Here is a 19,866-nt window from a genome sequence, read left to right on the forward strand (position 1 = left end):
GGCTCTTTGCTTTTCAAACGACCGCGCCGGTCCGCCGCAACCGGCGGCGGCGCAGAATCATCACCCCGGCGAGGAACAGGCCGATGACGGTGAAGGAGAACAGCGTCGTCAGCGTGCCCAGCGCATAGAGCACCGGCGTCGTGACGTTGGTGGTCATGCCGTAGATCTCCAGCGGCAGGGTGTTGAAGGACCCCGCGGTCATCAGCGTGCGCGCGAACTCGTCGTAGGACAGGGTGAAGCCGAACAGCCCGACGCCGATCAGGCTGGGCAGCAGGATCGGCAGCACCACATGCCGCACCGTCTGCCAGGGCGTGGCGCCGAGGTCGCGCGCCGCCTCCTCGTAGGCCGGGTTGAAGCGGTTGAAGATGGCGAAGACGATCAGCAGGCCGAAGGGCAGCGTCCAGGTCAGATGCGCGCCGAGCGCCGAGCCGTACCAGGTCGGCTCGATCCCCAGGATGTTGAAGAGCAGGCCGATGCCCAGGCTGACCAGGATCGACGGCACGATCAGGCTCGCCACCGCCAGATAGAACAGCGCCCCGCTGCCCAGGAAGCGGCGGCGGAAGGCGAAGCCGGCGAGCAGCGAGAACAGCACCGTCAGCACCATCACCGTCAGCCCCAGCGCGATGGAGCGGCGGAAGGAGCCGCCGAAATCGCCGACCGCCTGCTGCTCGAACAGGTTCTTGAACCAGTGGACGGAGACTCCGTTCATCGGGAAGGTCAGCCCGCCCTCCGGTCCCTGGAAGGACAGGATGGTGATGGTGGCGATCGGCCCATAGAGGAACAGGACGAACAGCCCGAAGAAGGCGGCGAGCAGGTAGAAGGACAGGCCGCGCCGGGTGCCGGTGCCGGTCATCGCTTACAGCTCCTTGCGGATGTCGACGATGCGCAGCATCGCCACGACCATGATGAGGACGACGGCCAGCAGAACGACCGCGTTGGCGGCGGCGGCGGGGTACTGGAGCAGCGAAATCTCGTTGGCGATCATCAGCCCGATCGAGGCGCTCTGCCCGCCGCTCATCAGGCGCACGGTGATGAAGTCGCCCATCACCAGCGTGACCACGAAGATGGAGCCGATGGCAATGCCCGGCTTGGCCAGCGGCAGGATGACGTTCCACACCACCTGCGCCGCGCTGGCGCCGCCGTCGCGCGCCGCCTCGACCAGGGCGCGGTCGATGCGCATCATCGAATTGAAGATCGGCACCACCATGAACAGTGCGTAGAGGTGCACGAAGGCCAGCACCACCGCGAAGTCGGAGAAGAGCAGGAACTCCAGCGGCTGGTCGATCAGCCCGGCGGAGATCAGCCCGGAATTCAGCAGCCCGTTGCGCCCGAGGAAGGGAATCCACGAGATCATGCGGATGATGTTGGAGGTCCAGAAGGGGATCGTGCAGACCAGGAACAGCACCATCTGCCACGTCGTGGATTGGACGTGGAAGGCCAGGAAATAGGCGACCGTGAAGCCGATCAGCAGCGTGATGACCCAGGTCAGCGCCGCGAACTTCACCGTGTTCAGGTAGGTCTTCCAGGTGACCGGGGAGGTCAGCAGCTCCTCGTAGTTGGTCAGCACGAAGTCCGGGTAGATGCGGATGCTGTCGTAATCCCAGAAGCTGACCGCGACGATGGTCAGGATGGGGATCAGCAGGAAGACCAGCAGCGTCAGCGCCAGCGGCCCGGCCTGGAGATAGGGGGCGACCCGGCGCAGCAAAGAACGGCGCACCCCGCCGCCCCGCGGAGCCGCGGACGCGCTGGACGCTTCGGATGGGACGGCGGAGACGGTCATGGCGCAGGGGTCCGGTGCCGTGGGGGAGTGATGGAAGTTTGCGGCGCCCCCTCCCTAACCCTCCCCCGCCTTCGGCGAGGGAGGGGATAACCCCCCTCTCCCGCGAAGCGGGGGAGGGAAGGGGCCCGCGGCAGCGCCGCGGGAAGGGAGGGGGCAGCGCAAGTCCTGTTGTTACGCCGCGACGAACTCGTTCCACTTGCGGACCATGTAGCGGTCCTCATCCATCACCGCGTTCCAGCAGGCGACGCGGCCCATGCGGTCCTGGAACGACCCGCCGTCGCGCACCGCGCCGGCCTTCTCCATCACCTTGCCTTCGGGGCTGAGGATGTCGGTCTTGGCCGGCTGGCCCTCCATCCAGAAGGCCCACTCGTCCGGCGACATGTGCTCCTTCGCGGTGTCGAGCACGGCGGAGTAATAGCCCTGGCGGTTCAGATAGGCGCCGACCCAGCCAGACAGGTACCAGTTGATGTACTCGTAGGCCGCCTCAAGCTCCAGCCCGCTCAGATGCTTGGCGATGCCGAGGCCGCCGCCCCAGGCGCGGTAGCCTTCCTTCAGCGGCTGGTAGACGCACTGGATGCCCTTGGCGCGCACGGCGGCCACGGCCGGCGACCACATCGACTGGATGATGACCTCGCCCGACGACATCAGATTGACGCTCTCGTCGAAGGTCTTCCAGAAGGCGCGGAACTGGCCGGCCTTCTTGGCGTCGGTCATGATCTTGAGGGTCTTGTCGATCTCCTCCTTGGTCATGTTGCCCTTGTCGCCGTACTTCACCTCGCCCATGGCCTCGCAGACCATGGCGGCGTCCATGATGCCGATGGAGGGGATGTTCAGGATCGACGCCTTGCCCTTGAAGGCCGGATCGAGCAGGTCCTTCCAGCTGCTGATCGGGCGGCCGACCAGATCGGGGCGGATGCCCAGCGTGTCGGCGTTGTAGATGGTCGGGATCAGCGTCATCCACTGAGTGGCCGACTTGGCGAACTTGATGCTGTCCTTGCCCTCCACGAAGCCGACGGTGTGCGGCGCAGTGCCCTGGGCGACGGCGCTCTCCGGGGTCAGCTTGCCGTTGACGAAGATCGGGACGATCTTGTCGAAATTCTTGATCTTGGAGACGTCCATCGGCTGCATCACGCCGGCCGGGAAGACCTTCTTGCAGATCCAGTATTCGATGTCGGCGATGTCGTAGGACTTCGGCTGGGTCACCGCGCGCTGGGCCACCGCATCACTGTCGAGCGCGGTCATCTGAAGCGTGAAACCCAGATCCTCCTTCACCTTGTCGGCGACGGCGTTCAGGTTCGACACGCCGGTGCCGAACTGGCGCAGCGTGACGTTCTTGATGTTCTGCGCCCAGATGGTGGGAAAGCCGGTGATCGCCCCCGACCCGATGGCGACGCCCGCGGCGGCGGCGGTGCCCTTCAGCAGCGTGCGGCGGCTGACGCCCGTGGTGGTCCCGGCGGAAAGGGGCGAGCCGGTGCGCGTCTCGGTCATGCTCTGTGCCTCCAGTATAGTCGGTCGGTTCTTGGGGATTCGGTTTTGGGTGTTGGTCGGGGAAATCAGGCAACCAGGGGGTGGACGTCGCGCGCCTTCCAGCCCGCGGTCACGCGGTCGCCGATGGCAAGCGGGGCGTCGTAGAAGCGGGATTCGTCCAGCACCACGGCGAAGTCCTCGGCCCCCGGCACGTCGAGCGTCAGGTGGACCGACGCGCCGTGATACTCCAGCGCGCGGACGGTGCCTTCCAGCTGATGGTCTGAGCCCTCGGGGTGGCCGAGCAGGATGCGGTCGGCCCGCACGGCCCGGCGGCCGGCGGCGTCCTCCACCACATTGTGGCCGCCGATGAAGCGGGCGACGAAGGCGGTGCGCGGCTGGTTGAAGACCTCGCGCGGCGGGCCGGCCTGCTCGATCCGGCCCTGGTTCATCACCACCACGAGGTCGGCGAGCGCCATCGCTTCGGTCTGGCTGTGGGTGACGTGGACGAAGGTGATGCCAAGCTCGGTGTGCAGGCGCTTCAGCTCCTCGCGCATGCGGATGCGCAGGAAGGGGTCGAGCGCCGACAGCGGCTCGTCGAGCAGGAGCACGCCCGGGCGGGTGATCAGCGCGCGGGCCAGAGCGACGCGCTGCTGCTGGCCGCCGGAGAGCTGGGCGGGCAGCCGGTCCGCGTATTGGGACATGTGGACGAGGTCCAGCATCTCCCGCGCGCGGCGGCGCCGCTCCTCCTTGCCGACACCCTTCATCTTCAGGCTGAAGGCGACGTTGTCGGTGCAGTCCAGGTGGGGGAACAGGGCGTAGCTCTGGAACATCATGGCGGTGCCGCGGCGGGCCGGCGGCTCCCCGTTCACCACCGTGTCGCCGATCAGCAGGTCGCCGTCGGAGATGTCCTCATGCCCGGCGATCATGCGCAGCGTAGAGGTCTTGCCGCAGCCGCTGGGGCCGAGCAGGCAGCAATAGGCACCGGCGGCGATGCGCAGGTCGATGCCGTCCACGGCGACGGTGGAGCCGTAGAACTTGCGCAGCTTCACCAGTTCGACGGTTGACCCGGTGGCGGGCGATCCGGCTGCGGTCGTTCTGGCGGTCATGACCTTCTCCGATTTTGTGCACAATCCGTGGTGCCCGGCGTGGCTGTCGGGGATGTCCGCAAGTTCCATGCCAGCGTGCAAACGGCGGAATCCCGCGGCTTTCCGGCGGCGAAAATCGGCGATTGGTCAGGATTTCAGCGCTATGGCGCGAAATTGTGCATGGGTGGGCTGTGCCCGATGCATGGGCAGGGCGCAGCGGCCGCGTTTGTCCGCTGGTCCGTTTTGTGCACAATCCGCGGCAACGAATTGAACAGCGCCCGTGCCATCATGAAGACTGTCCTGAGCGCCCCCCGCCGCGCCGTCCGCGGGCGGGGGGAGGGGGCGGAGGCCCGCATCGTCCGCAGCATCGGCGAGGCCATCGCCGACCGCCGGCTGCCGCCCGGCACCAAGCTGGCGGAGGAAAGCCTGGCCGAGGTGTTCGGCGTCAGCCGCGAGCGGGTGCGCAAGGTTCTGCTTCTGCTGGCGCAGCGGCGCGTGGTGACGCTGATCCCCAACCGCGGCGCCTTCGTCGCCAAGCCCACCGCGCGGGAGGCGCGCGAGGTGTTCGAGGCTCGCCGGGTGATCGAGCGCGCCGTGGTCGAGACGCTCGAGCGCACCCCCCGCCCCCTGCCGGACGAGATGTCGGCGAAGCTGCGCGCCCATCTGGCGCGGGAGGAGGAGGCCGACCGCGCCGGCGACCGCATGGCGCTGATCCGCCTGTCGGGCCAGTTCCACCAGTTGCTGGCCGACTTCGCCGGGAACGCGACGCTGGCCGGAATCCTGGCCGACCTGATCGACCGCTCCAGCCTCGCCATCGCGGCGTTCGAGCGGCGGTCCTCGCACTCCTGTTCCGCCACCGAGCACCGGCGCTTCGTCGAGGCGCTGGAGTCCGGCCCGCCCGGCGCGGCGATGCGGCTGATGATGGAGCATCTCGACGAGGTGGAGCGGCAACTCGACCTCGACGCGCGGTCGGACGGCGCGGTCGATCTGAAATCCGTTTTCGCGGACCGGACGTAAGGCGCTGTCCGAACGGCCGGAGGATAGCCCGGCCCTATCGACCGCATAGGGACAAAGGGCTGCTTCCGATGGGTTCGGCTGGCTATTATGCTGCCCGCCGCGACATCGAGGTGACCGACATCATGCAGCCCATTCCCAAGCCCGCCGACCATCCGCCGGTTCCCGCGCGCCGCGTCGGTGTGCTTCTGATGAATCTCGGAACGCCGGAGGCGACCGACTACTGGTCGATGCGCCGCTACCTGAAGGAGTTCCTGTCGGATCCCCGCGTGATCGAGGTGCCGAAGGCGGTGTGGTGGCCGGTGCTGAACGGCATCATCCTGACCGTGCGTCCGGGCAAGAGCGGCCATGCCTACAAAAGCATCTGGAACGAGGAGCGCAACGAAAGCCCGCTGAAGACCGTCACCCGCGCCCAGGCGGAGGGCGTCGCGGCGGCGCTGGCGGCGCGGCACGGCGACAGCGTGGTGGTGGACTGGGCCATGCGCTACGGCCAGCCGGCGGTCGGCCCGGCGATCCAGCGGTTGAAGGACCAGGGCTGCGACCGCATTCTGCTGTTCCCGCTCTACCCGCAATATTCGGCGACCACGACGGCCACGGCCAACGATCAGGCCTTCCGCCAGCTGATGACCATGCGCTGGCAGCCGGCGGTGCGCACCGTCCCCGCCTATCACGACGAGCCGGGCTACATCGAGGCGCTGGCCCGCTCGGTGGTGCGGCACATCGCGGCGCTGGACCACACGCCGGACGTCCTGCTGGCGAGCTTCCACGGCCTGCCCAAGGTCTATCTCGACCGCGGCGACCCCTACCACTGCTTCTGCGTGAAGACCGCGCGCCTGCTGGCCGAGCGGCTGGGCTGGGAGCCGGGACGGGTGCAGTACAGCTTCCAGTCGCGCTTCGGCAAGGCGGAATGGCTGAAGCCCTACACCGACAAGACGGTCGAGGAACTGGCCCGCGCCGGCAAGACCAAGATCGCGGTGATCGCGCCGGGCTTCTCCGCCGACTGCGTGGAGACGCTGGAGGAGATCCAGTTCCAGGTGAAGGACGCCTTCATGGCGGCCGGCGGCGAGCGCTTCACCTACATTCCTTGCCTGAACGACCATCCCGACCATGTCATCTTCCTGGCCGACCTCGTCGAGCGCGAGCTGGGCGGTTGGGTGGACGGCGCCGAGGCGCGGGCGGCTCGCGACGCGGAGGACCACGTCACGGCGTGACCCCCTTCTCCAAAATGGAGGGCCGCACAGGCGGAAAGGGTGGGTTGCCGCGGCGGCCCGGCTTCCCCATGCTGGCGGACGGACAAATTGGACGATGGTTGGGAGGATGCGGGGGATGCGGCGTGTGGTTCGGGCGGTGGCCGCCCTGGCGCTGGGAGCGCTGCTGACGGCGGGGAGTGCTGCGGCGGCGGACAAGGTCCGTGTCGGATCGAAACTGGACGCCGAAAGCGGCCTGCTCGGCACGATGATCCTGCAGGTGCTGGAGGCCAACGGCATCCCGGTGGAGAACAAGATCCAGCTCGGCCCCACCCGGATCGTGCGCAGCGCCCTGCTGGCCGGGGAGATCGACGTCTATCCGGAATACACCGGCAACGGCGCCTTCTTCTTCAACCTCGACAGCGATCCGGCCTGGAAGAACGCCGCCGCCGGCTACGAGACGGTGAAGCAGCTCGACCGGGACAAGAACAACATCGTCTGGCTGACCCCGGCTCCGGCGAACAACACCTGGGCCATCGCGCTGCGCCGCGACGTGGCGGCGCCCAACAACCTCGCCACCATGGAGGATTTCTCCCGCTGGGTCGGTGGCGGCGGCACGGCGAAGCTCGCCGCCTCGGCGGAGTTCGTGGAAAGCCCGGCGGCGCTGCCCTCCTTCCAGAAATCCTACGGCTTCACGCTGAAGCCCGACCAGATCCTGGTCTTGGCCGGCGGCGACACGGCGGCAACCATCCGCGCGGCGGCCGAGGGCACGTCCGGCGTCAACACCGCCATGGTCTACGGCACGGACGGCGCCATCGCCGCGCTGGACCTCGTGGTCATGAAGGACACCAAGAGCGCGCAGATGGTCTACGCCCCGGCCCCGACCATCCGCGATGGCGTGCTGGACGCTTACCCGAAGATCCGCGACCTGCTGGACCCGGTCTTCAAGTCGCTGGACACCGAGACCCTGCGCGGGCTGAACGCCAAGATTTCCGTGGAAGGGCAGGATCCGCGGGCGGTTGCCACGACGTATTTGAAGTCGAAAGGCTTCCTGAACTGACGGCCTGAACCGACGGGATGACCCGCGTCCGTCCGATCCACAACCGCGTCGCCCTGCTGCTCGCCGCCATGACCGTGGTGGCGGCGCTGGCTTTGCCGTTCCTTGGCTTCGCGCCCAACCGGCTGCTGTCGGGAAAGGCCGTCGCGCTGAGCACGGTGGCGGGCGCGGGGTGGAGCGGGGCGGCGCTGCTGCCGGTCGCCCTGCTGCTGGCCGTGCCGTTCCTGCGGCCGGGCCGGGCGGTGAATGCCCTGTATGTCGGGGGTGGCGTTCTGGCGGCGGCGGGGCTGGTCTGGCTGGCCGGGCAGCACGCCGTCCTGCTCGCCGCGACGGCCAGCCCGGCGGCGCGGACCTCGTTCGGGGCGGGATTCTGGGTGATGGAGGCGGCGGCTCTGCTCGCTGTTCTCGACGGGGTGCGGCGGCTGGGGCTGGGTCCCGCAGGGCGGGTCGCCATGGGGGTCCTGGCGGCGGCGCTGATCGGCGGGCAGTTCGCCGCCGGGCATCTCGACCAGCTCTCGATCATGAAGGAATACGCCAACCAGCGGGACGTCTTCGCCGGGGCCGTGCTGCGCCACGCCGCTCTGGTCGCCGCAGCCCTGGTGCCGACCCTGCTGATCGGCGTGCCGCTGGGCATCGCCGCGCAGCGCTCCGCTGCCGTGGGGCGGCTGGTCTTCCCGGTGCTGAACGTGGTGCAGACGATCCCGTCCATCGCTCTGTTCGGGCTGCTGCTGGCCCCACTGTCGGCGCTGGCCGCCGCCTTTCCGGGGCTGGGAATCGGCGGGGTGGGGCCGGTGCCGGCGGTGATCGCGCTGACGCTCTATTCGCTGCTGCCCATCGCGCGGAACACGGCCGCCGGGCTGGCCGGCGTGCCGGAGCCGGTGCGGGAGGCGGCGCGCGGCATCGGCATGACGCCGCGCCAGATTTTCTGGCGGGTCGAGGCGCCGCTGGCCCTGCCGGTGTTCCTGGCCGGGCTGCGCATCACCCTGGTCCAGGCGGTTGGGCTGGCCGCGGTGGCGGCGCTGATCGGCGCCGGCGGGCTGGGAGCCATCATGTTCCAGGGTCTGTTCGCCAACGCGCTGGACCTCGTGCTGCTGGGGGCGGTGCCGGTGATCCTGCTGGCCGTCGCCGCCGACGCGGCGCTCAAGCTGGCCTCGGCGCTGGCGCTGTCGAGACTCGGGAGGGTGGCGGCGTGATCGCCTTCGAGGGAGTGACCAAGCGGTTCGGCGCCTGGACCGCCGTGGACGACCTGTCGCTGACCGTGTCGGCGGGTGAGTTCCGCGTGCTGATCGGACCGTCCGGCTCCGGCAAGTCCACGGTTCTGCGGATGATGAACCGGCTGATCGCCCCCGACGCCGGGACGATCCGGGTGGAGGGGGAGGACATCGCCCGCCTGAAGCCGGAGGCGCTGCGCCGCCGCATGGGCTACGTGATCCAGAGCGTCGGGCTGTTTCCGCACTGGACGGTGGAGCGCAACATCGCCGCCGTGCCGGACCTGCTCGGCTGGCCCAGGGCGCGGGTGCGCGACCGGGTGACGGAGCTGCTCGCCCTCCTGAACCTCGACCCGGAGCGCTACCGCGGCGCCTACCCGCACGAACTATCCGGCGGGCAGCAGCAGCGCGTCGGCGTCGCCCGCGCGTTGGCGGCGGAGCCGCACATCCTGCTGATGGACGAGCCGTTCAGCGCGCTCGACCCGATCACCCGTGGGGCCTTGCAGGCGGAGATGGCGGCGATCCACAAGGCGACCGGGACCACCATTGTCTTCGTCACCCACGACATGGACGAGGCGCTGGCGCTGGCCAGCCGGATCGCCGTGTTGGACCGTGGGCGGCTGCTGCAGAGCGGCACGCCGCTCGACATCCTGACCGATCCCGCCGACGACCGGGTGCGCGATCTGGTGGGGCGCGAGGAGTGGGGGCTGAAGCGGCTGGCCGTGGAGACGGTGACGGAGCGGCTGCGCCCCGGCGAAACGGCGCCGGGCGATCCCCTGCCGGCGGAGGCGTCGCTGCGCCAAGCGCTGGCCGCGATGGTGGCGCGCGGCACCGACCGGCTTCCCGTGGCGGACGGGCAGGGGCATCCGATGGGCACGCTCCATCTCGCCGACCTGCTGCGCGGGGCGGACCGGCGGTGAGTCGCCTGCGGAGCCTACTGACGGACCGGCTGGCGCTGGGGCTGCTCGTCCTGGCGGCGCTGGTGCTGGGGATGCCGGCGCTGAAGCCGCTGTTCGCCGCCGCCTTCCCGGCGCTCGACCGGCCATTGTACGAGGCGGACGGCTTCCTCGCCCTGACGCTCGACCATTTGGCCCTGGCCGGCGGGGCGAGCCTGATCGCGGTGCTGCTCGGCGGGGCGGCCGGAATTGCGGTGACCCGGCCTTTCGGACGGGAGTTCCGTGGCATACTCGACGCGGTGGCGGCGATGGGACAGACCTTCCCGCCGGTGGCGGTGCTGGCCGTCTCGGTCCCCGTCCTCGGCTTCGGCCCGGCCCCGGCGCTGATCGCGCTGACCCTCTATGGGCTGCTGCCCATCGTGGAGAACACCGTGGCCGGCCTGGAATCGGTGCCGGAACCGGTGCGCGAGGCGGCGCGCGGCATGGGCATGGGGCCGGGCGCGCTGCTGTGGCGGGTGGAACTGCCGCTGGCCGCCCCGGTGATCCTGGCCGGGGTGCGGACGGCGGCGGTCGTCAATCTCGGCACGGCGGCCATCGCCTCCACGGTCGGGGCGAAGACGCTGGGCCTGCCGATCATCGTCGGGCTGAACGGCTCCAACCCCGCCTACGTCATCCAGGGCGCGGTGATCGTGGCCGCCCTGGCGGTGGTGCTGGACGCCGGCTTCGACCGGCTGGCGGCGCGCCTGACCCGCTGGCGGCCCGACACCGATCGAGACGCGGCCTGACGGTCACTTGTAGCCAAGCTTGCGCAAGGCCGTCTCGTCGAGCTTCCTGGCGCGAGGCAGCGTGTCCTCGTTCACAACTTTCAGCACATGCGTCCGGATGCTCTTCAGGGCGTCCGTGTAGGCGCCGCTGTCGATCCCGTTGAGAAAATCATTTCGCAGATGGTCGTCGATGTTCAGGCCCTTGGCGCTGTTCTGGTTGATGAACACCTTGTAGAGCTTGGGAGCGTTCTTCTGATCGACGCCCTTGCGGGTGATCGAAAGGAACTCGATGTTCTCGCCGGTCTTCCCCTGCTCGGCGACAGCGTGCAACAGCAGCGTCAGTTTGTTGCTTTTCAGGATTTCTTCAATTCCCTTCTTTTCAAAGGGATTCACGAATGGGCTGTCCTTGGCCTGCGCCTTCTGGTCCGCCTTCCGTTGCTTTTCATAGGCGGCCTCGTCCTTCGCCAATCGGGCGCTGATGTCCTTGCGGTCCTTGGCGATGGCCTCCTCGAACGTCTTGATGAGCTTGGCCGTGACGGCCGGCACCGATTTGGCGAAGGCCAAGGCCTTCTTCGCCACCGTGGCCTTCGGGTGAGCCTTCGTCAGAACGCCCAGATCCTTGGCGGCTTCCGCGGCCAGCGCATTGACCGTCTTCAATTTGCGGAACATGAGGTTGACGACCTTGGCCACCTCGGCTTCGTAGGTGCTGATGACGTCGTCGTCCAGCGGCTCCGGCTTCGCGAGGGCGTGCAGCATCACCCGGTTCCAGGTGATCGACTCGAACGCCTTCTCCGCGGCGGCGAGCCCCTCCAGGAGCTTTACGCAGGCCGGGCGGTCCTGGCAGGTGCCCAGGCTGGCCGCCGCGACGCGCGGAATGAGGTCGTCCGGGTATCCGATGATCTTCATGGCCTGCTCCTCCCTGCCGGTTGTGGGGAGAGCCTGCCGAACGGGCTTGGGCGGAGCAATTCGAGATCGGTCGGAAAGACGGGAGAGTCCGGCGCGATCTGCACCTTTGCGGACCGATCCCGCGGCGGAGCCTTGCCGCCGCGGGACGGTGCCGTCTCACTGCGGCGGGATGCGCAGGACCTGACCGGGGTAGATCTTGTTCGGGTCCTTCAGCATCGGCTTGTTCGCCTCGAAGATGGCGTTGTAGCGGTTGGGATCGCCGTAGACCTTCTTGGCGATGGCGGACAGGGTGTCGCCCTTCTCCACCGTGTGGAACTGCGTCTGGCTGGCCGGCTGCCCGGTCGGCGGCACGGTCGGCTGGTCGGGGCCGCCCGCACTCTGGTCCTTGGCGATGACGGCGGTCTGGTCGTCCACCCGCGACACGCCCTTCACGTTGCCGAGCGCCACCGCGATCTTCTCCTTCTCCTCCTGCGAGGCGGCGCTGCCGCGCACGGTCACGGTGTCGTCGGCGACCTGGATGTCCAGCCCGTTGGTCGGCAGGCCGACCTGCGTCAGGTGGGATTTCAGCTCATCGGCGGTCGGGTTGTCCGCGGCACCGACCTTTTCGCCGTGATCGCGGCGGAAGAAATCGAACAGGCCCATCATGTCCTCCCTCGGTTGGTCGCCATGGTGAAGCGATCCCGAACAACATCGCTGCGGCTCGCTGGTTTCACGCGCGGAGGAGGGGGGTAGGAACGCCGGGCTTAGCAGGCGCGTTCGACTTCCCAAATAAGGCCATGGAGCCCAAATAACGTCATAGAGAATCACGCCGAAAGGGGAGAGGATCACACCGTCCCCTGCGCAAAGGAGCCGCCGATGAACCCGTCCGACGACTGGCGGATTCCGCCGCAATTCCAGCCCGACCCGGATGATCTGGCCTACGACCTGGAGCGGGCGCTGTCCGCCGTGGTCGGGCTGCGGGCCAGCGTTCCTGAAGACGCCTACACCGCCGGCGTTCTGGGCACGGAGCGCGCCGGGCAGGGCGCCGTCATCCGCGAGGACGGGCTGGTCCTGACCATCGGCTATCTGATCGCGGAGGCCGAGGAGGTCTGGCTGACCACCAACGACGGGCGGGCGGTGCAGGCCCATGTCGTCGCCTACGACCACACCAGCGGCTTCGGGCTGGTGCAGGCGCTGTCGCCGCTCGGCGTGCCGGCGCTGATGCTCGGCTCGTCGCGCCATGTGCAACTGGGCGACCCGGTGGTGGTGGCCGGGGCCGGCGGGCGCGAACGGTCCATCACCGCGCGGGTGGTCGCCCAGCAGGAGTTCGCCGGCTACTGGGAATACATGATCGACGACGCGCTGTTCACCCTGCCGGCCCATCCCAACTGGGGCGGCACGGCGATGCTGGGGGCGGGGGGCGAACTGCTGGGCATCGGCTCCCTCCAGCTCCAATACCGGGCGCCGGAGGAGCGCGTCTTGCCACTGAACATGAACGTGCCGATCGACCTGCTGAAGCCGATCCTCGACGACCTGATGACCCGCGGGAGGGTCAGCGACCCGCCGCGCCCCTGGCTCGGCCTCTACGCCACGCAGGACGAGCGGGAACGGGTGGTGCTGGTCGGGCTGGCCGGCGACGGGCCGGCGCAGCGGGCGGAACTGCGGGCCGGCGACGTGGTGCGCGCCGTTGCCGGGCAGCCGGTGGGCTCGCTGGCCGACTTCTACCGGGCTCTGTGGAATCTCGGCCCGGCGGGGGTCGACGTGCCGCTGACCATGGAGCGGGAGGGCGACGTCTTCGACATGCGCGTCGGCTCCAGTGACCGTGAGCGCTTTTTGAAGGCGGCGCGGCGGCACTGACACGCCCATCTGTGCGACACTGGCGCCTCAGAACCAAGAAGACGGGTTGGAGAGCGCTTTTATGGACGACTTGATGAAGGGGGAACCGGCCTCCGGCTTCCAGACCCTGCTCGGCTACACGCTGGTGCGCTGGGATGAGGGCGTGGCGGAGGTGGAGCTGACCATCGCTCCGCAGCACCGCAACCGGGGCGGCGTCCTGCACGGCGGCGCGCTGATGACCCTGCTCGACACCGTCATGGGATTCGCGGCGACCCATTGCACGGTGCCCGGCCATTCGCGGCGCGTGGTCACGCTGTCGCTGTCCTCCAGCTTCCTGGGCGCGGTGGCGGAGGGCACGGTGGTGGCGCGCGGCACGCTGCTGGGCGGCGGGCGCAAGATCGTCGGTTGCCGCGGTGAGGTGCGGCGCAAGGACGACGGCGCGCTGCTGGCGTCCGCCGAGGGAATGTTCAAGTATGCTCCGGGAAGTGAAAATCCGGAGGGAACGCCCCGATGACCAATACGAACGATAAGAAGACTGGTTTGGACATCGCCCAGGACGGCCGTGTCCTGCGCCTGACCATCAACGACCCGGCCACCCGCAACTCGATCGGCCCGGCGCTGATGGAGGCGGCCCGCGCCGCCTTCGACGCGGCGGCGGCGGACGCGAGCGTCGGGGCGGTGGTGCTGACCGGCGCGGAAGGAGCCTTCTGCTCCGGCGGGAACCTGAAATGGCTGAAGGAGGCGCGCGGTGGCGACCGCGAGGCGGTGCGGGCGGGGGTGGAGAGCTTCCACGCCATGATCCGCAGCCTGCGCGCCTGCCCCAAGCCGGTGATCGCCGCGGTCGAGGGTCCGGCGGGCGGGGCGGGCTTCCCGCTGGCGCTGGCCTGCGACCTGATCGTCGCGGCGGAGGACGCGGTCTTCACCCTGTCCTACATCAAGGTGGCGCTGACGTCGGACGGCGGCGGCACGGCGTCGCTGGCCCGCGCGCTGCCGCCGCAGCTCGCCGCGGAGATCCTGTTCGAGGGCGGGCGCGTCGGGGCGCCGCGTCTGGCGCAGCTTGGCATGGTCAACCGGCTGACCGCCCCCGGCGGCGCGCTGGCCGAGGCGACGTCCTGGGCGGAGCGGCTGGCCGCCGGCCCGACCGCTGCGCTGGGCCGCGCCAAGGGGCTGCTGGAGGTGGCTTACGGCGGGCTGGCGGATCAGCTTGACCGCGAGCGCGACGCCTTCGTGGAGTCGCTGTTCAACGACGAGGCCGGGGAGGGTGTGACCGCCTTCTTCGAGAAGCGGGCGCCGGTGTTTCCGAAGGGGTGAGCGCGGGTGTGGGGGGCCCCCTCCCTAACCCTCCCCCGCTTCGCAGGGGAGGGGACTGTTCTCCCTCTCCCGCGGAGCGGGGGAGGGCCGGGGTGGGGGCCCGTGCCGTGACCTCAGGCCCCCTTCCACTCCGTGTGCACCATGCCCGGACGGTCGGTGCGCTCGTAGCCGTGGGCGCCGAAATAGTCGCGCTGGGCCTGGATCATGTTGGCCCACAGCCGGCCGCTGCGGTAGCCGTCCCAATAGGACAGCGCCGAGGCCATCGCCGGCACCGGCACCGCGGCCAGGGTCGCGGCGGCCACCACGCGGCGGAAGCCGGCGTCGCCGTGGGTCATCAGGCCGGCGATGTCGGGGTCCAGCATCAGGTTCGGCAGCTCCGGCGCGCGGTTCAGCGCGGTCAGGATGCGGTCGAGCAGCCGGGCGCGGATGATGCAGCCGCCACGCCAGATGCGCGCCACCGCCGCCAGATCGACATCCCAGCCGAACTGCCGGCTGCCCGCGGCGATCACCGCGAAGCCCTGGGCGTAGACCGCGATCCGCCCGCTGAGCAGCGCGTCGCCGACCGACGCGACCAGATCCTCCGTGGAGGGAACGTGCGGGATGGCCAGCGCCTCGGCGGCGCGCACGCGCTCGTCCTTCAAGGCGGACAGGCAGCGGGCGTGCACCGCCTCGGCGATGGTCGGGGCGGGCATGCCCAGCTCCAGCGCGGTGGTCGCCGCCCAATGGCCGGTGCCCTTCTGGCCGGCGGCGTCGCGGATGACCTCCAGGATCGGGGCGCCGGTCTCGCCGTCCTTCGTGCGCAGGATGTCGGTGGTGATCTCCATCAGGTAGGAGGCCAGCTCCCCGCCGTTCCATTCGGCGAAGATGTCCGCCAGTCGTTCGTAGGAGCAGCCGCCGATCTCGCGCAGAAGATGATACGCCTCGGCGATCAGCTGCATGTCGGCGTATTCGATCCCGTTGTGGATCATCTTCACGAAGTGGCCCGCCCCCTCCGGCCCGACGCGGGCAAAGCAGGACTCGCCGTCCGGCGCGCGGGCGGCGATGGCGGCCAGCAGCGGGGCGACGGGGGCCAGCGCCTCGGCATCGCCACCGGCCATCAGGGCGGGGCCGCGCCGCGCGCCCTCCTCGCCGCCCGACACGCCCAACCCGACGAAGCGCACGCCCGCCGCGGCGGCGAGCGCCGCGCGGCGGTTGGTGTCGCGGAAGTGGGAGTTGCCGCCGTCGATCAGCACGTCGCCCGGCGACAGGCGGGGCAGCAGGGCGGCCGTCAGCTCGTCCACCGGGGCACCGGCGGGCACCATCATCAGGATCGTCCGCGGCGCCTTGAGCGCGCCCAGCAGGTCCTCCACCGACGCGCAGGGGACGGCGTTGCCCACCTGGGCGGCGAAGGCGCCGCGGCGCCCCTCGTCCAGGTCGTAGCCCGCCACCACGGCCCCATGGTCGGCCAGATTGGCGGCGAGGTTGCGCCCCATCACGCCCAGGCCGAGGACGGCGATGTCGGCCGAGCCGACGGCGGTGGTTTCCGCCCCGGTCCTGGTCGCGTTGCCCTGCACCATCACAACGAACTCCCGTGAATTCTCTTTGACGATACCCCGCTGTGCGGGGATTGGCTCTTCGCTGACGCCCCGCGGCGCGGGGGTCGGTTGCGGTCTCTCAAGTGGTCTCGCGGACCATCAGGCGAAAGCCCAGATCCACGCGGCGCGGATTTTCCCGGCTTTTCGGCGTCCGGTCCGCCATGCCCGCGATCAGCAGGCGGGCCGCCTCCACGCCGATCGCGCGGCGGGGGGTGGCGACGGTGGTCAGCGGCGGGACGGTCCAGGCCGCCCCCGCCAGATCGTTGAAGCCGGCAACGGCCAGCCGCTCCGGCACGGGGATGCCGAGCCGCGCGCATTGGAACAGCGCGCCCTGCGCCAGATCGTCGTTGCACAGGAACAGCGCGTCGGTGTCCGGGTGGGTGGCCAGTGCGCGCTCCAGCAGTTCCGCGCCCAGCGCGACGGAGGTGGCGTCCGGCACCATCAGTTCCAAGGCGGGGTCGTGCCGCCCGGCGTCGCGCAGCGCCTGCCGCCAGCCGTCGCAGCGCTGGCGCGTCCGCGGGTCTAGCTGCCCGGCGATCAGCCCGATCCGCCGCCGCCCCCGCGCGGCCAGATGCGCGCCGACGGCGTAGCCGGCGTCGAACTGCGAGAAGCCGACCGTCTGCACCGGGCAATCGCTGTGTTCACCCTCCGCGGTCAGATCCATGGTGTGAATGACCGGGATCGTCAGGCCGCGCAGCAGGTCCCAGGTGCCCGGCGTGTGGTCGAGCCCGCTCAGGATCACCCCGTCCGGATCGTGGGCGAGCTGGGTGCGCAGGACGCGCTCCTCCGCCTCCGGGCCGTAGCCGGTGATGCCGACCAGCGGCTGGTAGCCTTGCGGGCTCAGCGTCTCCTGCACGCCCGCCAGCAGGTCGATGAAGACGGCGTTGGTCAAGGAGGGGATCAGCACCGCCACCGTCATCGTCCGCGCCGAGGCCAGCGCCGACGCCACGCGGCTGGGCACGAAGCCCAGGCGGCGGCTCGCCTCCTCGACGCGGGCGCGCACCTCCTCGCTGACCGTGTCGGGCCGGCGCAGGGCGCGGGACACGGTCATGGCGCTGACCCCGGCGGCGGCGGCGACGTCGGCCATGGTGGCGCGTCCGCTGCGCGAGGATCGGGGTTTGCGGGGGGTGGCGGTCATCGGCGTTCCAGTGGTCCGGCGGCCATTATCCCGCGCCGGATTGGGCTTTACAAGCCTCGTTTGTTAGCGGTAACATGCGCATCTCTCCCAACCCGTTTTCTTTTGAGGACCGACCGGCATGAGCGCTCTTCCGTCTCCCGATGTTACCGCTAACATAAGCGGGGCCGTGGACGCGATCGTGGTGATGGGCGTGGCGGGCTGCGGCAAGACCTCGGTGGGGGAGGAACTGGCCCGGCGGCTCGGCTGGCAGTTCCTGGAGGGCGACGGCTTCCACCCTCCGGAGAACATCGCGAAGATGTCCGCCGGCATCCCGCTCCAGGACGAGGACCGCTGGGGCTGGCTGGACACCCTTGCCGCCCACATCGTCCTTGCGAAGGAGGCCAGGGCGCCGATCGTCGTGTCCTGCTCCGCGCTGAAGCGGCGCTACCGCGACCGGCTGAGCGCCGGCGGGACGCGCGTCCTGTTCGTTCATCTCGACGGCAGCCGGGACACCATCCACGCCCGCATGGCGCTGCGCGCCGGCCATTTCATGCCGACCACCCTGCTCGACAGCCAGTTCGCGGCGCTCGAGCCGCTGGAGTCCGGGGAACTCGGCATCGTCTGTGACATCGACGCCAGCCCGGCGGAGATCGCCGCCCGCGTCTCCTCCCGGATCGCTCCCGCCGCCTGAACAGTCCGCCGTCTGGAAGGATCGCGCCATGACGAGTCTTCATCCCGTCCTCGACGCCGTCACCCGCCGCATCCGGGAGCGCAGCCACGCCACCCGCGCCGCCTATCTGGAGCGGCTGCGCGCCGCGGCGGCCCAGGGGCCGCGCCGTCTGGCGCTGGGCTGCGCCAACCGCGCGCACGGCTTCGCCGGCTGCACCGCCGCGGAGGACAAGGCGGCGCTGCGTGGCGGCTCCCTGCCGGCCATCGGCATCGTCACCTCCTACAACGACATGCTGTCCGCCCATCAGCCCTACGGCGACTATCCGGAGCGGCTCAAGGCGGCGGTGCGCGCGGCGGGCGGCGTGGCGCAGGTGGCGGGCGGCGTGCCGGCCATGTGCGACGGCGTCACCCAGGGCGAGCCGGGGATGGAGTTGTCGCTGTTCTCCCGCGAGGTGATCGCCATGGGGACGGCGGTCGCCCTGTCGCACGGCACCTTCGACGGCGTGCTGTGCCTCGGCGTCTGCGACAAGATCGTTCCGGGTCTGCTGATCGGCGCGCTGTCCTTCGGCCATCTGCCCACCGTCTTCGTGCCCGCCGGGCCGATGCCCTCCGGCCTGCCCAACAAGGAGAAGGGGCGCATCCGCCAGCAATACGCGGAGGGCAAGCTGGACAAGGACGCGCTGCTGGAGGCCGAGGCCGCGTCCTACCACGCGCCGGGCACCTGCACTTTCTACGGCACCGCCAACTCCAACCAGATGCTGGTCGAGATGATGGGGCTGCACCTTCCGGGATCGAGCTTCGCCAACCCCGGCACGGCGCTGCGCGACGCGCTGACCGACGCGGCGGCGCGGCGGGTGGTCGCCCTGCGCACGCCCATCGGGGAGATCGTGGACGAGCGCGCCATCGTCAACGCGGTGGTCGGGCTGCTGGCGACGGGCGGCTCGACCAACCACACGCTGCATCTGCCGGCCATCGCGGCGGCGGCGGGCATCGCCCTGACCTGGGAGGACTTCGCCGAGCTGTCGGCGGTGGTGCCGCTGCTCGCCCGCGTCTACCCGAACGGTAGCGCCGACGTGAACCATTTCGAGGCGGCGGGCGGCATGGCCTTCCTGATCGGGGAACTGGCCGACGCCGGTCTGCTGCACGGCGACGCCGCCACTGTGTGGGAGGGCGACAGCATCGCGGCCTACCGCCGTCCGCTGCGGCTGGAGGGGAGCGAACTGGTGCGGGGCGCAGCGGTCCACGAGAGCGCCGACCCCGCCGTGCTGGCTCCGGTCGCGTCGCCCATGGCGGCGGAGGGGGGCTTGCGCGTGCTGAGCGGGCCGCTGGGCCGCGCGGTGGTGAAGGTCTCCGCCGTGAAGCCGGACCATCGCGTCATCGAAGCGCCGGCCCGCGTCTTCACCGACCAGGAATCGGTGCAGGCGGCGTTCCGCCGCGGCGAGTTGCACCGCGACGTGGTGGTGGTGGTGCGCTTCCAGGGTCCGAAGGCCAACGGCATGCCGGAACTGCACAAGCTGACGCCGCCGCTGGGCGTGCTTCAGGATCTCGGCTACCGGGTGGCGCTGGTCACGGACGGGCGGATGTCGGGGGCGTCGGGCAAGGTCCCGGCGGCGATCCACGTCACGCCGGAAGCCGCGGCGGGTGGGCCGCTGGGCAGGGTGCGGGATGGCGACATGCTGCGGCTGGACACCGAGCGCGGCACGCTGGAGGTGCTGGTGGACGACGCGGAGTGGACCGCTCGCCCGCTGGCGGACGCACCGGCCGATGCCGGTGTCGGCTGCGGGCGGGAGCTGTTCGGTGTGTTCCGCCGGGCGGTCGGCAGTGCCGAGGCCGGGGCGTCGGTGTTCGGGTGAGGGATGATTCCAATGCAAATTCCCTCTCCCCTCTGGGGAGAGGGTTAGGGTGAGGGGGTTGCGCTTGTGCCGGACGTACCGCCACGCGCAACCCCCTCACCGCCCGCTTCGCGGGCACCCTCTCCCCAGAGGGGAGAGGGCTAAAAAGAAAGGCCAGAGGTGA

The 19,866-nt window shown here is 70.1% G+C and carries 19 protein-coding genes; 11 read left to right on the forward strand and 8 right to left on the reverse strand.

Features of this window, described 5'->3' with window-relative positions; translation table 11 throughout:
* Window positions 1-13: 13 nt before the first annotated feature.
* The 4 genes from AMK58_RS16540 to AMK58_RS16555 all read right to left on the reverse strand — a co-directional run bounded on the left by AMK58_RS16540 (window position 14) and on the right by AMK58_RS16555 (window position 4,353).
* Window positions 14-853: an ABC transporter permease gene (locus AMK58_RS16540; protein WP_035676370.1), complete on the reverse strand. Its 840-nt coding sequence runs from the start codon at window positions 851-853 to the stop codon at window positions 14-16.
* Window positions 854-856: 3 nt separating this feature from the next.
* Window positions 857-1,780: an ABC transporter permease gene (locus AMK58_RS16545; protein WP_035676368.1), complete on the reverse strand. Its 924-nt coding sequence runs from the start codon at window positions 1,778-1,780 to the stop codon at window positions 857-859.
* A gap of 171 nt (window positions 1,781-1,951) precedes the next feature.
* Window positions 1,952-3,268, reverse strand: coding sequence for an ABC transporter substrate-binding protein (locus tag AMK58_RS16550; RefSeq protein WP_035676366.1), 1,317 nt, complete (start codon window positions 3,266-3,268; stop codon window positions 1,952-1,954).
* A 65-nt stretch (window positions 3,269-3,333) separates the two neighbouring features.
* The gene (locus AMK58_RS16555; protein WP_051140415.1) at window positions 3,334-4,353 is read right to left on the reverse strand and encodes an ABC transporter ATP-binding protein; all 1,020 of its coding nucleotides are present in this window, start codon (window positions 4,351-4,353) and stop codon (window positions 3,334-3,336) included.
* 267 nt (window positions 4,354-4,620) lie between these two features.
* On the opposite strand from AMK58_RS16555, the gene AMK58_RS16560 reads away from it, so the two are divergent.
* From AMK58_RS16560 to AMK58_RS16585, 6 genes are all read left to right on the forward strand, one after another.
* Entirely contained in the window at window positions 4,621-5,349 is a 729-nt protein-coding gene (locus tag AMK58_RS16560) for a GntR family transcriptional regulator (RefSeq protein ID WP_236778278.1), read from the forward strand.
* 68 nt (window positions 5,350-5,417) lie between these two features.
* Window positions 5,418-6,557: a ferrochelatase gene (gene hemH, locus AMK58_RS16565; RefSeq protein ID WP_035676364.1), complete on the forward strand. Its 1,140-nt coding sequence runs from the start codon at window positions 5,418-5,420 to the stop codon at window positions 6,555-6,557.
* A 115-nt stretch (window positions 6,558-6,672) separates the two neighbouring features.
* Window positions 6,673-7,593 carry a glycine betaine ABC transporter substrate-binding protein OsmF gene (osmF, locus tag AMK58_RS16570; protein ID WP_035676363.1) on the forward strand — a complete coding sequence of 307 codons (921 nt, stop codon included), beginning with the start codon at window positions 6,673-6,675 and terminating at the stop codon, window positions 7,591-7,593.
* 17 nt (window positions 7,594-7,610) lie between these two features.
* On the forward strand, window positions 7,611-8,783 hold the full coding sequence (locus AMK58_RS16575) for an ABC transporter permease (protein ID WP_059399198.1): 1,173 nt from the start codon (window positions 7,611-7,613) through the stop codon (window positions 8,781-8,783).
* Window positions 8,780-9,718, forward strand: coding sequence for an ABC transporter ATP-binding protein (locus AMK58_RS16580; RefSeq protein WP_059399199.1), 939 nt, complete (start codon window positions 8,780-8,782; stop codon window positions 9,716-9,718). The genes AMK58_RS16575 and AMK58_RS16580 overlap by 4 nt, the downstream gene beginning before the upstream one ends.
* Window positions 9,715-10,479, forward strand: a complete 765-nt coding sequence (locus tag AMK58_RS16585; RefSeq protein WP_059399200.1) for an ABC transporter permease — start codon at window positions 9,715-9,717, stop codon at window positions 10,477-10,479. The genes AMK58_RS16580 and AMK58_RS16585 overlap by 4 nt, the downstream gene beginning before the upstream one ends.
* Window positions 10,480-10,482: 3 nt before the next feature.
* On the opposite strand, the gene AMK58_RS16590 is transcribed toward AMK58_RS16585, so the two are convergent.
* Window positions 10,483-11,364 carry a hypothetical protein gene (locus AMK58_RS16590; protein WP_035676362.1) on the reverse strand — a complete coding sequence of 294 codons (882 nt, stop codon included), beginning with the start codon at window positions 11,362-11,364 and terminating at the stop codon, window positions 10,483-10,485.
* Between the two features lie 156 nt (window positions 11,365-11,520).
* Window positions 11,521-12,006, reverse strand: coding sequence for a peptidoglycan-binding protein LysM (gene lysM / locus AMK58_RS16595; RefSeq protein WP_035676412.1), 486 nt, complete (start codon window positions 12,004-12,006; stop codon window positions 11,521-11,523).
* 213 nt (window positions 12,007-12,219) lie between these two features.
* Between lysM and AMK58_RS16600 the strand changes: the two genes are divergently transcribed.
* From AMK58_RS16600 to AMK58_RS16610, 3 genes are all read left to right on the forward strand, one after another.
* Window positions 12,220-13,200 (forward strand): S1C family serine protease, encoded by a 981-nt coding sequence (locus AMK58_RS16600; protein WP_035676360.1) that lies wholly within the window; start codon window positions 12,220-12,222, stop codon window positions 13,198-13,200.
* A gap of 61 nt (window positions 13,201-13,261) precedes the next feature.
* Window positions 13,262-13,693 (forward strand): PaaI family thioesterase, encoded by a 432-nt coding sequence (locus AMK58_RS16605; protein WP_035676358.1) that lies wholly within the window; start codon window positions 13,262-13,264, stop codon window positions 13,691-13,693.
* Window positions 13,690-14,490, forward strand: a complete 801-nt coding sequence (locus AMK58_RS16610; protein WP_059399201.1) for an oxepin-CoA hydrolase, alternative type — start codon at window positions 13,690-13,692, stop codon at window positions 14,488-14,490. The genes AMK58_RS16605 and AMK58_RS16610 overlap by 4 nt, the downstream gene beginning before the upstream one ends.
* Before the next feature lie 113 nt (window positions 14,491-14,603).
* On the opposite strand, the gene gndA is transcribed toward AMK58_RS16610, so the two are convergent.
* Both gndA and gntR read right to left on the reverse strand, forming a co-directional pair.
* Window positions 14,604-16,046, reverse strand: coding sequence for an NADP-dependent phosphogluconate dehydrogenase (gndA, locus tag AMK58_RS16615; protein WP_059399202.1), 1,443 nt, complete (start codon window positions 16,044-16,046; stop codon window positions 14,604-14,606).
* A 97-nt stretch (window positions 16,047-16,143) separates the two neighbouring features.
* On the reverse strand, window positions 16,144-17,202 hold the full coding sequence (gene gntR / locus AMK58_RS16620; RefSeq protein ID WP_236778279.1) for an HTH-type transcriptional regulator GntR: 1,059 nt from the start codon (window positions 17,200-17,202) through the stop codon (window positions 16,144-16,146).
* A 118-nt stretch (window positions 17,203-17,320) separates the two neighbouring features.
* Here gntR and AMK58_RS16625 point away from each other — a divergent pair, with 118 nt between their 5' ends.
* Together AMK58_RS16625 and edd are read left to right on the forward strand one after the other, a co-directional pair.
* The gene (locus tag AMK58_RS16625; RefSeq protein ID WP_051140407.1) at window positions 17,321-17,872 is read left to right on the forward strand and encodes a gluconokinase; all 552 of its coding nucleotides are present in this window, start codon (window positions 17,321-17,323) and stop codon (window positions 17,870-17,872) included.
* 28 nt (window positions 17,873-17,900) lie between these two features.
* Window positions 17,901-19,703 (forward strand): phosphogluconate dehydratase, encoded by a 1,803-nt coding sequence (gene edd / locus AMK58_RS16630; protein ID WP_059399203.1) that lies wholly within the window; start codon window positions 17,901-17,903, stop codon window positions 19,701-19,703.
* Window positions 19,704-19,866: the final 163 nt, after the last annotated feature.

The sequence above is a fragment of the Azospirillum brasilense genome, assembly GCF_001315015.1.
Lineage (GTDB): Bacteria > Pseudomonadota > Alphaproteobacteria > Azospirillales > Azospirillaceae > Azospirillum > Azospirillum brasilense.